The sequence below is a fragment of the Pedobacter sp. L105 genome, from assembly GCF_009765875.1.
GTDB lineage: Bacteria > Bacteroidota > Bacteroidia > Sphingobacteriales > Sphingobacteriaceae > Pedobacter.
In genome coordinates this window covers 72,394-89,045 of record NZ_LMUP01000016.1, presented here as the reverse complement: position 1 = coordinate 89,045, position 16,652 = coordinate 72,394, and the positions used below count along the sequence as shown (strand labels likewise).

General features: G+C 40.6%; 9 protein-coding genes. 3 read left to right on the top strand and 6 right to left on the bottom strand.

The annotated features are described in order from the left end of the window. The first annotated feature begins 34 nt into the window (after window positions 1–34). A complete protein-coding gene (locus GSQ84_RS26825; RefSeq protein ID WP_158800475.1) occupies window positions 35–1,651 on the top strand; it encodes an arylsulfatase in 1,617 nt (538 codons plus the stop codon). Window positions 1,652–2,166: 515 nt separating this feature from the next. Here the strand turns inward: GSQ84_RS26825 and GSQ84_RS26820 are convergent. The 6 genes from GSQ84_RS26820 to GSQ84_RS28165 all read right to left on the bottom strand — a co-directional run bounded on the left by GSQ84_RS26820 (window position 2,167) and on the right by GSQ84_RS28165 (window position 12,657). Beyond that, window positions 2,167–5,490 (bottom strand): efflux RND transporter permease subunit, encoded by a 3,324-nt coding sequence (locus tag GSQ84_RS26820; protein ID WP_158800474.1) that lies wholly within the window; start codon window positions 5,488–5,490, stop codon window positions 2,167–2,169. Further along, the gene (locus GSQ84_RS26815) at window positions 5,487–8,747 is read right to left on the bottom strand and encodes an efflux RND transporter permease subunit (protein ID WP_158800473.1); all 3,261 of its coding nucleotides are present in this window, start codon (window positions 8,745–8,747) and stop codon (window positions 5,487–5,489) included. Before GSQ84_RS26815 ends, GSQ84_RS26820 begins: the two co-directional genes overlap by 4 nt. Window positions 8,748–8,756: 9 nt before the next feature. Further along, the gene (locus GSQ84_RS26810) at window positions 8,757–9,947 is read right to left on the bottom strand and encodes an efflux RND transporter periplasmic adaptor subunit (RefSeq protein ID WP_158800472.1); all 1,191 of its coding nucleotides are present in this window, start codon (window positions 9,945–9,947) and stop codon (window positions 8,757–8,759) included. A gap of 23 nt (window positions 9,948–9,970) precedes the next feature. After that, window positions 9,971–11,425, bottom strand: a complete 1,455-nt coding sequence (locus GSQ84_RS26805; protein ID WP_158800471.1) for a TolC family protein — start codon at window positions 11,423–11,425, stop codon at window positions 9,971–9,973. A 722-nt stretch (window positions 11,426–12,147) separates the two neighbouring features. Further along, on the bottom strand, window positions 12,148–12,345 hold the full coding sequence (locus GSQ84_RS28170) for a hypothetical protein (RefSeq protein ID WP_254071002.1): 198 nt from the start codon (window positions 12,343–12,345) through the stop codon (window positions 12,148–12,150). 84 nt (window positions 12,346–12,429) lie between these two features. Continuing rightward, complete coding sequence (locus GSQ84_RS28165; RefSeq protein ID WP_254071001.1) at window positions 12,430–12,657, bottom strand: biopolymer transporter ExbD; 228 nt, start codon at window positions 12,655–12,657, stop codon at window positions 12,430–12,432. A 381-nt stretch (window positions 12,658–13,038) separates the two neighbouring features. On the opposite strand from GSQ84_RS28165, the gene GSQ84_RS26795 reads away from it, so the two are divergent. Then, on the top strand, window positions 13,039–13,782 hold the full coding sequence (locus GSQ84_RS26795) for a hypothetical protein (RefSeq protein WP_158800470.1): 744 nt from the start codon (window positions 13,039–13,041) through the stop codon (window positions 13,780–13,782). A gap of 2 nt (window positions 13,783–13,784) precedes the next feature. After that, window positions 13,785–16,559, top strand: a complete 2,775-nt coding sequence (locus tag GSQ84_RS26790; protein WP_158800469.1) for a TonB-dependent receptor domain-containing protein — start codon at window positions 13,785–13,787, stop codon at window positions 16,557–16,559. The last annotated feature ends 93 nt before the right edge of the window (window positions 16,560–16,652 follow it).

Sequence of the window (16,652 nt, the reverse complement as noted above, 5' to 3'; positions counted from 1 at the left end):
ATTCAGCCTTCAATTGATCTTTAAACATAAAACGATGAAAAAAACAATTCTTTCCCTTTTGCTAATCAGCTTTTTTATGCTGAATACCAGGGCGCAACAGAAAAAGCCTAACATCATTCTGATTGTGGTGGATGATATGGGTTACTCTGACCTTGGATCTTATGGTTCTGAAATCCATACACCCAATCTTGACTTGCTGGCTTCGCAGGGCTTACGGTTAAAAGAGTTTTACAACAATGCGATCTGCGCACCCACGCGTGCTTCTATCCTGACAGGACAGGATCAGCATAAAGCAGGTATCGGATATTTTGATGTTAATTTAGGTTTGCCTGCTTATCAGGGGTACTTGAATAGAGAATCCGTAACCCTTGCAGAAGTATTAAAACAGGATGGCTACAGCACGCTGATGTCTGGTAAATGGCATGTGGGAAATGATAGTATTGGCTGGCCTAATCAGCGTGGTTTTGATAAATTCTTTGGGATCATCGGTGGTGCAGCGAATTATTTCAATGCCAATTATATGCCCCTGGGCGGACGTAAGTATCCGGTGATCATTGAAGAAAACAACAAACGCTGGCACCCGAAAGACGACAGTTATTATATGACTGACGAAATCGGAAACCATGCCATCGAATACCTGAAAGAACAGAATAAAACTAAAAAGCCATTTTTCCTTTACCTGGCCTTTAATGCACCACACTGGCCTTTACAGGCTTTGCCTGAAGACATTGCAAAATATAAAGGGCGTTATGATATCGGGTGGGATTCTTTACGTAAGGAGCGTCTGGAAAAACAGCTGAAATTGGGAATCAGAGAACCCGGACAAACAATCGCTAAACGCGATCCGGATGTACCAAACTGGGATAACCTAACCTATGATGAACAACAGTTGTGGAAAGCTAAAATGGAAGTATATGCGGCCATGGTAGACCGTATGGACCAGAATGTAGGGAAACTAATTCAGGAGTTGAAGGAACTGCATAAAGATGATAACACGATGATTGTTTTCATTTCTGACAATGGAGCCCCTGCTGAAGATGTAGCACACGGTAAAGAACATGCTGCCCGTAACCTGGGGCCGGTAGGTACTTCTGGTTCTTTTGAATCACAAGGGAAAAACTGGTCGTTTGTTTCCAACTCACCATTCCGGTCTTTCAAAGGAGGACTTTATGAAGGAGGTATGAGTGCGCCGCTGATTGCCTGGTATCCAAGTAAAATCAAAGCAAATACCATTGCCAATGGCAGTACCCACTTAATTGATCTTGCGCCAACTTTTTATGAACTGGCGGGAGCAAAGTATCCAGCTACCTTTAACGGTAAAAAAATTAATCCTTTACCGGGCAAAAGTTTAACAGGATTATTTTTTAATGGCGAAGCCATTAACAGGGGCGAGCCGTTATTCTGGGAGTTATGGGGTAACAGGGCCATCCATGAAGGCAAATGGAAACTGGTTTCTGCTTTCCCAAAAAACCAGTGGGAATTGTATGATCTGGAAAAAGACAGGGGGGAAACCAATAACATCGCTGCGGAAAATCCGGAGATCGTTAAAAAGCTTTCTTTGGAATACCTGAACTGGGTACAGAGAAATAATGTGGTTCTAGATTTTAACCTCATCAATCCTGGTTCTAGCGTTGGTATTAAAATGAATTAGTCATATAAGAATTGAATACCATCGTATTTGACAACTTATTTGATAAATATCAGTATAGAACATGCCGAGAGTGAGGGATGTACGATCTTACTTTTGAAAAAGTTTAGCCAAGGTTTCACCTAAGTTTAGCCTGAGTTTGGAACGGGTTTGGAACGGGTTTGGAACGGGTTTGGAACGGGTCTCCGACGACTTCGGGACGGGTTTGAAACGACTTTTACCCGTTGGAAACCCGTTACAATGCCGTAGAGAAAGCGCTACAGAGTCGGGCTAAACTCAGGCTATACTCAGGTTAATCTTTTTGATATGTCAAATCGTTACCGGCTTGATCATAAAACGTAGTCTTTTAGCATCCATTTAGGAACTTCAAAAAAGATTTCTTAGCCGCTAGCAAAAAGCAAAAAGAGGATCTCCATACGCAACCCCGAATTATTATTTTTTTGGGCAGCGTATAGAAATCCTCTTTTTAAGCAACAATTTGAGTTGCATTTTATTGAAGTTAGCGGAGCAGTATGATGTTAAGGCTGCTCTGGTTGATCTCCCTGATTTTCTTCTTTTTTGATGTCTTTGTCTTCTTCACGTTTTGCCTTAGTCACATCGTGTTCGGCCTTAGCCTGCGCGATATCATACTCCAGTTCCGGATCGATGAGTTGCTCTTCTACTTTTCTGGCTTTTTCTACCAGTTCTTCGTGGTGGTCCTGCAGCCATTGTAATTCTTTTTTACCATAAGACAAGCGGGTAAATAAGACAAAGAGAACAGGAACAATAAAGATGGAAATAGTGGATGAAGCAATCATCCCGCCCATTACCGTAATACCAATGGTGTTACGTGATACTGCACCTGCCCCTGTAGCAACTACCAAAGGTAGTACACCCAATATAAAGGCCAGGGAAGTCATGATAATAGGCCTTAAACGTAAACGTACAGCGTCAATGGTAGATGCTACCAGCTCTTCTCCGCGGTCTACCCTTAGCTTGGCAAATTCTACAATCAGGATTGCATTTTTTGCAGACAGCCCGATTAACGTGATCAGTCCTATTTGTGCATACACATTATTGGTCAGCAGTGGAATACAGGTTAGGGCCAGGATAGCGCCAAAAGCACTGATTGGAACGGCTAGCATCACCGAAAATGGTACCGACCAGCTTTCATATAGCGCCGCCAGGAACAGGAACACAAAGGTGATGGAGAAAATAAAAATATAGACCGTCGTGGAGCCCGCCTTGAGCTCTTCATAACTCAGTCCTGAAAACTCAATCGTATAACCCCTCGGTAAGGAAGTAAGTGCTAATTGTTTAAGTGCATCTATAGACTGTCCTGAACTGTATCCCTCAGGAATAGCACCGTCTACTTCCGCAGAGCGGAAAATGTTAAAGTGCGTGATTAAGGGTGCTGCTACAGTTGGTTTATAGGTGATCAATGAACTCAGCGGAAGCATCGTGCCTGCCTGATTACGGACATAATATTTATCCATATTGTTAATCAGTGCACGGTAGGCAGTATCTGCCTGGATCACCACATGGTAAGTACGGTTATATAACGTGAAGTTGTTCACAAAAATACTACCCATATAGGCCTGCATTGTACTGAATACATCCGATATACTCACGCCCATCTTCTCGCATTTTTCACGGTCAACCGTCAGGTCGTAACTTGGTGTATGTGCAGAGAAATAACTAAAGGCACCAGCAGTTGCCGGAATTTTATGGGCATCCGCAACAAACTTGTTAACTACTTTTTCAAAAGTGTGTATATCATCTGTTGCATTTCCCTGTTCTATCTGCATACTAAAGCCAGCAGCCTGCCCTATACCACGAATGGGAGGAGGGGGGATCACTACGATACTTGCATTTTTCAGTCCTGCTTTCGCAATTTTTTCCTTAAGGACTTTCATGATACCGGGAACACGCGTTTCCCTTGTGGTACGTACATCCCAGGGTTTAAGCATGACAAATATACTTCCGTTATTGGAATTTGCCCCACCATTAAGGATGTTAAAGCCGGATAGTGCCGTATAATGGTTTACACCAGGCGTTTCTCCCACGATTTTCATTAACTTAGTCATTAACTCAACCGACTGGGAAGTTGACGAGGCTTCAGGCATTTGATAGGTAACATATAAACGCCCGTCATCTTCAGAAGGCACAAATCCTGATGGCTTTTTCTTAAACAGCATGATGGTGCCGGCACAAATACAAATCAGCAGGATAACGATATACCTCGCATGTTTGATACTGCTTTTTACACCGTTTGAATATTTATAGGTTATCCGCTCAAACCAGTTATTAAACCAGGTAAAGAACTTGTCCAGTAAATTTTGCTTTTTGTCGTGATCAGTTGGTTTGAGCAGCAGCGTACACAATGCCGGGGTCAAAGACAGGGCAATGAAAGAGGAGATAATCACCGATATAGCAATGGTAATCGCGAATTGCTGATATAACCTGCCTACAATACCTGGGACAAAACCTACAGGAACGAATACAGAAGCCAGGATGAGGGCAATCGCTATTACCGGCCCGGAAATCTCTTTCATAGCGTGGTAAGTGGCCTCCTTAGGGGTCATGTGCTGTTCATCGATATAATGCTGTACGGCCTCGACGACGATAATAGCATCATCCACCACGATTCCTATCGCCAGTACAAAACCAAACATTGTTAGTGTATTGATGGTAAAGCCCAGTGGGATAAAAAAGCAGAAAGTAGATAAAATGGATACTGGTATCGCCAGAATAGGGATCAGGGTAGAGCGCCAGTTTTGAAGGAACAAAAATACCACTATAGCTACCAGTGCCAGTGCTTTTACCAAAGTACCAACCACTTCATCTATAGATGTTTTAATAATCGTTACCGATTCAAAAGGTACTTTATAATCTACGTCGGCCGGAAAGGCCTTCTTAAGCCTTGCCAGTTCGGCATACACATTATCTGCTGTTTCCAGCGCATTACTGCCGGGTGTCTGATAGATCTGAAGAATAGAAGCCCTGTGTCCGTCTACAAAACTGTTACTTGAAAATGTAAACTTGCCCAGTTCAATCCTGGCTACATCCTTCAGGTAAACCAGCTGTCCTGTGGAAGGGATGGTTTTAACAATAATTTTCTCGTATTCCGGTACCTTGCTCAGCATGCCGTTAACCAGGATGCCAGTTTCAAAACTTTGTGAGTTCTGTTGTGGCGGTGCACCGGAAGCACCTGCTGCAACATAAACATTTTGCGCGTTTAAGGCGGCGCTGATATCGGCCGGCGTTAAGCCATAAGAGGCCATCTTATCCGGGTTCATCCATACGCGCATACTGAAATTATCTGTACGCGTATTCACATCACCAACGCCGGGAACACGCAACAGCGCATCTTCAATAAAAACGTTGGTGTAATTATCCAGGAAGGTAATATTATGCGAGCCTTTTGGTGCATAGATCGCTATCATCAGCAACATATCAGGGTTACGTGCACGCACGGTTAGCCCCAGTTTACTCACTACCGCAGGCAGGAGCGGAGAAGCAATACCTACCCTGTTTTGAACATTCAGGGCAGAAATATGAACATTGGTGCCAATATTGAAAGTCACCTTTACGTTCATACCACCACTATTGGTACTGGTACTTTGCATGTATTCCATACCAGGCGTACCGTTTACCTGTTCTTCAATAGGGGTAACAACTGTTTGCTCCACGGTTTCCGCATCTGCACCTGTATAAGAACCGCTAACAGATACTGTGGGTGGTGTAATGTCCGGATACTGATCAACAGCAAGATTATTCAAACAGATTAATCCTGTGATCATCAATACCAACGATATAACGATCGCTGTTACCGGTCTTTTAATAAATGTATTTGCGATCATGCTTTATCAGTTTTATTCAGGTCACGTGATTTTTCAATCTCGTACTCTAATTCAGCATCCATACTCTGAGCCTCAACTTTTTCGGCTTTTTCTTTCAGCTCATCGCGGTGATCCTGCAACCATTGCAATCTTTCTGCACCATATGAAAAACGGGTGATCAGCACGTATAGTACCGGCACAATAAATATGGCGATGGTAGAGGCGGCAAGCATCCCGCCCAATACGGTTAAACCAATTGTTCTTCTGGATACTGCACCTGCTCCGGTAGCAAACACTAACGGCAATACTCCCAGGATAAATGCCATGGAAGTCATGATAATTGGTCGTAAACGCAGGCTAACTGCTTCTAAGGTCGACTTGATCAGTTCTTCACCCATATCTACCCTCACCTTGGCAAACTCAACAATAAGGATCGCATTCTTTGCCGCAAGTCCGATTAAAGTGATCAGTCCTATTTGTGCATAAACGTTATCTGTCAGGTCTGGCACCAGCATCAGGGCAACTATCGCTCCAAATGCACCTACCGGAACCGCAAGCAGTACGGAGAAAGGTACCGACCAGCTTTCGTATAAGGCAGCAAGGAAAAGGAAAACGAAAGTAATGGAGAACATGAAAATATAGATGGTCGTAGAACCTGCTTTCTGCTCTTCATAACTTAATCCGGAGAACTCATATGCATAACCTTCAGGTAACGTTTTCTTGGCGATTTCCTGTAAAGCTGCCAGCGACTGGCTGCTGCTATATCCTTCTGAAGAAGAACCATCAATTTCGGCAGTTCTGAAAATGTTAAAGTGGGAGATCAGCGGTGATGCCTGGGTAGGCTCATAACTGATCAGTGTACCCAGCGGAACCATTTGCAGTGCCGAATTACGTACATAATACTTGTTCATATCCTGTATTTTAGTACGGAATGCGGTATCGGCCTGTACTACTACGTGGAAGGTACGGTTATAAGTGGTGAAGTCATTGATATACAAACTACCCATATAAGCCTGGATCGTAGTAAACACATCCGCGATATTGATACCTAATTTTTCGCACTTCTCGCGGTCTACCTTTAAATTATAAGTAGGGGTATGGGCAGAATAGAAACTATAGGCTTTAGTGATAGCCGGATTTTTATTGGCTTCGGCTATAAACTTGTTAACTACTTTTTCAAAATCCTGTAGATTGTCGGTCGTATTGCGTTGTTCTATCTGCATGCTGAAACCTACAGTAGATCCTACACCCGGTAAAGGCGAAGGCTGTATAACTTCTACATTTGCATCTTTAATGCCGGCGTCCTCAATTCGTTTTTTTAATACACCTACCAGTTCTGGTACCTGTTCACTGGATTTGCTACGTTCATCCCATGGTTTCAGCTGGCAATAGATGGTACCGTTATTGGAATTACTTGCATTGGTAACTACGTTTAATCCGGATAGGGCCGCATAATGGCCAACACCAGGAGTAGAGCCGATCACCTTCATCAGTCTCTTCATCACGTCAACAGAGGCAACAGTAGAAGAACCTGCCGGCAACTGGAAAGTAACGTATAAGTTTCCGTCATCCTCAGAAGGGATAAATCCGGTTGGTTTTTTTAAGAATAGGAAATAAGTACCGGCACAAATACAAACGAGTAAAATAATAATATATCTTGCTCCTTTAATACTATTGTTTACACCGTTAGTATACTTGTCTGTAACACGCTGAAACCAATTGTTAAACTTGGTAAAATACTTATTGATACCTGAGTTTGTTTTTTCAGGATCTGTTGGTTTTAGCATTAACGTACACAATGCAGGTGTCAGTGACAAGGCGATGAAAGCAGAAATCATTACCGATATCGCAATGGTGATAGCAAACTGCTGATACAAGCGGCCTACTATACCCGGTATAAAACCTACCGGCACAAACACTGCCGCCAGAATCAATGCAATTGCAATTACTGGTGCAGAGATATCTTTCATGGCCTTGTATGTTGCCTCCTTGGGCGACATATGATCATGGTCGATATAATGTTGTACAGCTTCTACCACGATAATCGCATCATCCACCACAATACCAATTGCCAGTACAAAACCAAACATGGTTAGGGTATTGATGGTAAAACCTAAGGGGATAAATAAGCAAAACGTACCAAAAATAGATACTGGGATAGCCAGTACAGGAATCAGGGTAGAGCGTACATTCTGGAGGAAGAGGTATACTACCACGGCTACCAGGGCCAGTGTTTCGAGTAAAGTAACCAATACATCCTGCATGGATACCTTTACTACTGTTACCGACTCAAAGGGAACACTATACTCTACGTCTGCGGGAAAACTTTGCTTTAACTTGGCCAGCTGATCATATACACCTTTAGCAGTCTCGAGTGCATTACTACCCGGAGCCTGGTAAATCTGCAGGTAAGATGCACGCTTTCCATCTACAAAAGAGTTACTGGAGAAAGTGAACTTTCCAAGTTCTACCCTTGCAATATCTTTCATGTAAATCAATGCGCCTGTTGAAGGAACAGTTTTTACAATGATATTTTCAAATTCAGAGACCTTACTTAAACGTCCGTTTACCAGGATACCCAATTCATAAGTCTGACTGGACGACTGAGGAGGTACACCAGCCGTTCCTGCAGCTACCTGCACGTTCTGGGCATTTAGCGCAGCGATGACGTCCGAAGGGGTTAAGCTGTAAGCAGCCATCTTTTCGGGGTTCATCCATACCCGCATACTGAAGTCATCAGTAAAGCGGTTAATACTGCCTACTCCTGGTACGCGAAGTAATGCATCCTGTATAAATATGTTAGTGTAGTTATCTAAAAAGGTAATGTTATGCGTCCCTTTTGGGGCGTAAAGGGCCACCATCATCAGCATACTTGGATTTACCGCACGCACGGTGAGGCCCAGCTTGCTTACTACAGCAGGCAATAAAGGGGTGGCGATACTTACCCTGTTTTGTACATCTAACGCAGCAACATCAATATCGGTTCCGATTTTGAACGTTACGTTCATTGACATCAGGCCGTTATTGGTACTGTTACTCTGCATATATTCCATGCCTGGAGTTCCGTTTACCTGTTCTTCAATAGGAATGGCAACTGTCTGTTCAACAGTCTGCGCATCGGCACCGGTAAACTGACCATTAACCTGTACAATAGGTGGTGTGATATCCGGGTATTGATCTATTGGCAACAGCAAAATACTTACGGTACCGGTAATCACCAGTACAATAGATATTACTATTGCGGTTACAGGTCGTTTAATAAAGGTATTAGCAATCATATCTTATTCTTAATGTCCTTTGCCCACTGTAGGTGCTACCTTGTTTTCTGTGGTGATGAGTGAGCCGTCATGTAAAGCCTGTACGCCGTCAACCACTATTTTATCACCGGTTTTGATGCCGCCTTTGATTACTACATTTGGTCCGATGGTCTGTCCTGTCATTACCTTTTTCTGAACGGCTACCAGTTTAGGCTGGTTTGCTTTCGGGTCTGACTTTGCTTTATCGCTTTTAGCGGAAGTATCTTTAATTACACTGTCTTTAGCTACAAACACAAAATATTCTCCCATTTGCTCTGTAACTGCTCTGCCCGGCAATATGATCTGAGGTTTGGTATCCTGGTTATGCACCCTTACCACACAGCTCATTCCTACTTTCAGCATATTTTTAGGGTTAGGGAATACCAGTCTGACACGGATAGATCCTGTTTGAGAATCTACCGCCCTGTCAATAATGCTGATCTTTCCTGTGTAAGGGTACAGGGAGTTATCTGCCAGCAAAATCGTGAACAATGAATCAGGTGCGCTTTTTGAAGTGCGCTGCAGTTCTTCAAAATGGGGCAGTTGTTTTTCGTTAACCACAAAATCTACTGCCATAGGGCCATCTGTAGAAATGGTATTGAGTTGAGTAGTACCCACGGAAACTACATTTCCCAATTTCACATCACTAAAGCCTATCTGACCGCTAAATGGTGCGGTTACTACGGCATAGTTTAAATTAGTTTTGGCACTTTTAACAGCTTCTTCAGCAGATCTTACCAGGTTCTTTGAATTTTGCAGGGTAATTACCGCATGGTCATAAGATTGTTTGGCTACTGCATTATATTTATTCAGATATTCATATCTGTCGGCATCTTGCTGCGATTGCGTCAAAGTACCCTGAGCAACTCTCAGGTTGGCTATTGCCGCATCATAATTAGCTTTGTATATACGTGTGTCTATTTCATATAACTTTTGTCCTTTAGTTACATGACTTCCCTCTGTAAAGAATATCCCTGTAATGGCACCCTGTACCTGTGGTAAAAGGACTACCTGGCTTAAGGCCTGGGTTGTTGACGGATACTTGTCATAATATAAAACACTTTGTTCGTTTACCTGCATTAAATTTACAGGGACTTCCGGACTTTCAGGCGGCATCTTTTTCTTGCAGGCGCCGAGCATAAGACAACTTAAAAAGATGATATTTAATGATACTCTATTCATCGAGGGGGTTTGTTTTAATATTATTAATAGGTGATATTTCCCATAGCTTTCTGCAGGTCTACTTTGTTAGACAGTACCTGGAAAAGGGCGTTTATATAGCTTATTTCTGATGAAATCAAATTTGATTCTGCAGTAATTACATTCAGATAGGGTACAATTCCCTGTTTGTATTGTAAGTTGACTACAAAGTATACACGTTTTGCCGTGTTTACATTTTTCTGCAATAACTGCAGGTTATAGTAGTTGCCTTTATAATTGGCCAATGAAGTAGTGTACTCCTTAAATATCTGCGATTTCAGGTCTATTTCATCCAGGTTGAGCAGTTGCTCCTGCAGCTTTGCTTTCCTGACACTATGCGTTCTGGCGAATCCTGTAAAAATAGGTATGCTGAATGTCAGCCCGACTAAAGAGTTGGGATAAGAGTTGTTGAATATATCAGATAACTTGTTGTTTTCAAAAGCCAGATTATAATTATAAAAAGCCGATAGGGTAGGCATAAAGGCATATTTGTAATACTTTATCAGCTGTGTTTGCAACTGTTTATTCGTAGCGATCTGTTTAAATTCAATACGTTTTTCATATTGCAGTTGCTCAAGTGTATCGATGTGTATGTTCCTTGCCATTTCTAAGGTGTCGAAACTTACGTTAAATTCCTTTTCTGGCGAATAACCCATCAATTGTTTTAAATCGGCATATTGAGGGCTAACATTTAACGTAGCCTGTCTAAGTTGTGCCTTTGAATTGTTTAAAGTTATATCTGCTTCTTCATAATCAGTTTCATCAACAATACCACCTTTATACTGATGGTAAGTATCACGAAGGTTCTGACCCAAACGCGTAGTGTCTTCCTTTAAAACATTAATTTGCTCCAGGGTAAGCAATACATTATAAAATGATTTGCTTACCGCTGTTACCAGGAATATTTTGGTGCTGTCTGTGACCTGTTGTGCCTGGGTAACATATAGCGGAGCAGTTTTAGCTACCAATAATAGATTCGGGCTGAAGATTGCCTGTGAAGCGGTTACACCTGGAATAAATGTATTGGATATGCTTTGTCCCTTTGTGGATATAGCAGTACTTGTTCCTCCAATATTTGATCCGGTATTCAATGTGCTGCTGTTGCTAGGTAATTGAATATAGTGCAGTAAGTTGCCCGATGCACTTACCTGTGGCAACCAGGCCGCAAGGTTTACCTTATTTGTTTCCCTGGTAATACTCTCATTTACTAACGATCTGTTTAGCGCCGGCTGATGAACCAGTGCATATTCTATACATTGTCTGAGTGTTAAAGATTGTTTATTGCTGTCTTGTGGGTTTACAGACATAAATAAACTTTTGGAAGTATCCGGAACGGTTACCGGAGAGTTCACATTAGCTGTCTTTTTAACTTGGGCCTGTGAGATCAGAGATAAAAAAATCAAACTTCCGGTAAGTAAAAAGAGACGGGATTTACCGTCTTCAAAAAAGTTGTTCGCCATTAAAATACGCTATTTAGCATTTTTAATAAATAAATCTTTACTGTGTATTTTTAAAGAGATAATTTATATGTTCATTATTTAATTCATCCCAATTATGAGAGGCATGGTGTAAAGGTGTGTAAAACAAATAATGGTTTGGGTAACATTTTTATTAACATCCTGTTTGTGTGTCAACTGCATTGATATTGTTACGGTGATTATGTGTTTTAGGCGATGCTATTCTAAAGAAAGATCAATTTTATCATATTTACAAACTTTTGATCCAATTTGTTGAGAAAGAGCATCTTTTATATTCTCATTGTAGTTTTTGGCCTTATTTAACGAGGTTTTCCTGCCTCGCTTTAGTCATGACACGGTAAGTTTGGGTTTGAAACCATGAAAATTTAGTTAGCATTAAATTTTGATTAAAGTTTCGTTGTTTAGACATCATTTACCAATATTTAATATTGTTTTGCTAAATCATTTTAAAGAGATAATTTAGTCAGATCCATATTTGTTCTATTTTAAACGTTCTCAAAGTGAAAAAAAATTCATGCCATTTCTTTTTACAGTCAGCTGCTCAGCTGACAATTTTGTAAATCCGGCAAATAACTTTACAGGTGTATGTTTTTGCTAAACCAAGTTAAATTATGCAATGAATTATAATCTTGGATTTTATTCTTTACTGTCTAATCAACCATTCGGATATTAGCAGCAAAGCGGTGGTGAAGGTTTATCCTTAATTATAGAATTTGATTTTGTTTCATGAAGGTCTTTTCAATATCAGTGATATGACTGTCATCAATAGCCGGGGCGGTGATGATTTTGGTGATATTCAGTTCATCCATAATGTCGACAAAGTTTTTGTAAGATGCGCCTGAGGTAGGTTTGATAATGATGCTCAATGATTTTTTAATATCATTGTGATTTGCGGCACTCACCTGTAATTTGTTTCTTAAAATAGATTGTCTTATTTGACGATAATCTTCAATAACAGGCTGGCTTTCTCGGGGAATACCCAGATATCAGGCTACCCTGTCGTGTTTTCCCAATATGATGGTCATGGTTTTGCATGCCGCCAGATCGAGCAACTCGTCCGACTCCTCTGGTTTAACGATATTCATAGCAATAGGTTTAGCTAACGACGTGGTTAACATAAAGAAGGTAATCAGTAGAAATGCAAGATCTACCATTGCGGTTAAATCTACTTTTGGTGTTTCTTTTTTGTTTCGGGAAATGCTAAGCTCGGCCATAATTGTTTAATTAAAGATTGCCTTTGGCAACGTGGTCAGAATAGTTGTTTCTGAAAAAACTGGTAACACAAAATTTACAATTGAACCTTTGACCGGTTTAAGTCATCTTTTTAAACATGGAACTACAGGTGCCTTGAGTGAATGTAGCCAGAATAGCAAAACAGAGAATCCTATTTCACTTCAAAAGGTTTCATTGTGGATTAACGGATTGTTAAAGAATAAGTTATTTTAATAGTTATAACTTATTTAATGATGAATTATATAGTTTTTATTGAAATAAAGTGGTAAGTTTCACCTGTAAAACATAATTTACTTTATTCAGTAAATAAAGTATCTGTTTTTAACTATTGTTAACGCCTACTCTATTTTTTACCTGAATTTATGAGGAAATATGCTTTCATATCAGCGATATGCTTTTTTTTATTCACTATTATCAGTAAAAAATCTTTCTCTCAAACCTCTTCGGATAGCAGTGCACATCAAACTGCTTTAAATGGCGTAATCAAGTTTTTTAATGCTTCCCTGGGGGCCCAGTTGCCTATTTACAATGGCCGTCATTATGATTTTTATGATGCCGGAACAAGGGGAAGTGCTTATTTTCAGGAAACCGATGCCTTTTCTAAAGGATCTGTTGTTTATGATCATACATTATACACAGATATACCGATGATCTATGATGTTTACGGCAATAAGCTGGTTATCCTTTTATATGATCAAAACACGATGTGTTCACTGATCAATGATAGGGTAAAAAGCTTTGATTACCTTAACCACCACTTTATTAATATCCAGTCTGACACCCTGACGAATAATAAAGCAGGGATGAAATCAGGATTTTACGATGAGGTTTATTCAGGTAAAATAGAAACCTTGGTTAAACGGTCAAAAGGGATTCAGGAGTATTTCCAGGACATTGAGCAGCATTTCACTTCTTCAAAAGATTTTTATATTAAAAAGAACAATGTCTATTATAACATTGGCAGTTTATCAGATCTGCTGGATGTTTTAAAAGACAGGAGACAAGAACTTCAGCATTATGTTAATACTAACAAACTGAAATTTCGGAAAGATCCTGAAGATGTCATTGTTAAAATCTCTTCCTACTATGACCATTTAGCCAACTAAATATGATAAAAATCTACTTATTAAGTTTCTGCTTCCTTTTTATTTTGCAAGTAGGTTTTGCCCAGCAAAACAATGCGAAATTAATCAGTGGGAATTTTCAGCAAGCTACTATTGCACAGTTTGTGAGTGATATTGAGTCAAAAACCGATCTTCATTTTTATTATGATGCCAGTCAGTTTGATAGTTTAAAAATCACCCTGCAAGTTAACAATCAGCCGCTGGATACCGTTCTGGAGAAGGCTTTCAGAAATACTGATTTTCATTTTTCTGTTTCTTCCCGGCAGGTTTTTCTAACGAAGGGGAGAGCGGTAGTCACGGAGCTGGCACTTGGTTTCATGGTAGCAAATACACCAGGAAAAATACCGGTACACAGGCCAAATGTTGTTATTGCCGAGTACAATGAAGAGAAGGACAAAAAGATGCCGGATGCAACTACAGAAAATAAGGTTTATCAGATAGGTATAAAAACAAATGAACCATTGAGTGGTAATGCTATTTTGAGCGGTTATATACGTGATATTAAATCTGGGGAAGGGGTTGCGGGCTCCAGGATTTTTATTGGGGAGCCCAAAACCGGCGTGTCGACTGATCAGTTTGGCTATTTTACGATGACATTGCCTCGCGGAAAACATATCTTAAATATCAGGGCCATGGGAATGCGCGATACCAGGCGGCAGATCAATTTATACACAGATGGAAAATTGAATATTGAAGTTCAGGAACAGATCAATAGTTTAAAGGAAGTTAAAATATCAGGTGATAAAATCGCCAATGTAAGAAGTACCCAAATGGGTACAACAAAGTTAGATATTAAAACTATCAAAGAAATTCCTGCTGTTTTTGGCGAAGCAGATGTATTAAAAGCAGTGTTAACACTTCCAGGAGTCACTTCGGTTGGTGAAGCTACAACAGGTTTTAATGTACGCGGTGGGGCAGCCGATGAAAATCTGATCCTGCTCGATGGTGCAACCATATATAACCCCGCTCACTTTTTTGGTTTTTTTGCCGCCTTTAATCCTGATCTGGTAAAAGATATACAGTTATATAAAAGCAGTATCCCGGAGAAATTCGGAGGTCGTTTATCGTCGGTTCTGGAAATCACCAACCGGGAGGGTAATAAAAAGAATTTTACCGGTTCTATTGGGGTAGGCTTACTCACCGGAAGGTTAAATCTGGAAGGGCCTATTGTGAGTGATAAGACGTCCTTTATCTTTGGCGCACGTACTTCTTACTCCGATTGGCTGCTACATTTATTGCCAGAAGCTTATAAACATAGTTCTGCCTCTTTTAACGATTTTAACCTGGGTATCAGTCATCAGATAGACGATAAAAATAACCTCTATCTAACCGGATACCTCAGTAACGATAAATTTAAACTGAACAGCGATACGGCCTATGCTTACAGTAATAAAAACCTGGTTTTAAAATGGAAGCATAATTACAACGACAAATTGTATAGTGTGATCAGTGCAGGTATTGACAGGTACCAATACTCAATTTCGAGCAGTGCCAATGCAGTTAATGCGTTCGACTTGGGTTACCATATTGCTCAGAATAACTTTAGGGCGGATTTCACTTATTTACTGAGTCCAAAACACACCATCAGCTTTGGTGTAAGCTCTATCCTGTATAAAATTGATCCTGGTACTTTTGACCCTGTCGGCACAGCCTCACTGGTTGCACAACAGATAGTGCCTACTGAAAAAGCACTGGAAAGCGCGGTATATATAGGAGATAAATATGATGTGACGGATAAATTTTCTGTTAGCGCAGGGGTGAGATATAATATTTATAGTTACCTGGGGCCACAAACGATTGATAATTATGCGCCAAATCTTCCTAAGGGACCTGCAACTGTGCTTGACAGCACAACCTACAAGAGCGGAAAGATCATTCATACTTATCAGGCGCCTGATTTCAGGTTGTCCGCGCGTTATATGCTAAATGATAATTTATCACTGAAAGCAGGTTACAATACTTTGCATCAATTTATTCACCTGCTTACCAACTCTACCTCCATATCTCCAACTGATGTATATAAATTAAGCGACCCTAATATCAAGCCGGAACACGGCGACCAGGTTTCCCTCGGGATATTTAACAATTCTAAATCCAACACGATAGAGATGTCTGTTGAGGTGTATTACAAACGTTTAAGAAATTACCTGGATTACAAAAGCGGGGCAGTACTATTGTTAAATCAGCATGTGGAACAGGATGTGATCAATACACAGGGAAAAGCTTACGGGGCTGAATTTTTGCTAAAAAAAACTACTGGTAAGCTAAACGGATTTATAAGTTATACCTATTCCCGTACCTTCCTGAAACAGGATGATCCCAATGCCGGGGAACTGATCAACAAAGGAAATTATTATGCGGCGAATTATGATAAGCCGAATATCTTTAATTTCACCGGTAATTATCGTTTCACACACCGTTACAGTGTATCGTTAGACATGACTTACAGTACCGGGAGGCCAATCACATTGCCTATTGCCAAGTATGAGTATGGTGGTTCTGATCGGGTGTTATATTCTGACAGGAATGCTTACAGGATTCCGGATTATTTCAGATCGGATTTTTCTTTGAACATAGAAGGAAACCATAGGGTGCACCAGCGTACTCATAATACATGGAATGTAGGGGTATATAATTTAACAGGTCGTCAAAATGCTTATTCAACCTTCTTTACGGAACAAAGCGGTGTGATCAGCGGGTATAAGCTGTCTGTTTTTGCAAATCCGATCCCTTTTATTAATTATAATATAAGGTTTTAACATGAAACATTTCAGGGTGGTCATATGGATGTGCCGGCGGCAGTCACCCTGGCAAATAGTTCTTGAGAGGAACCAGACACATCAGGAAGTTTG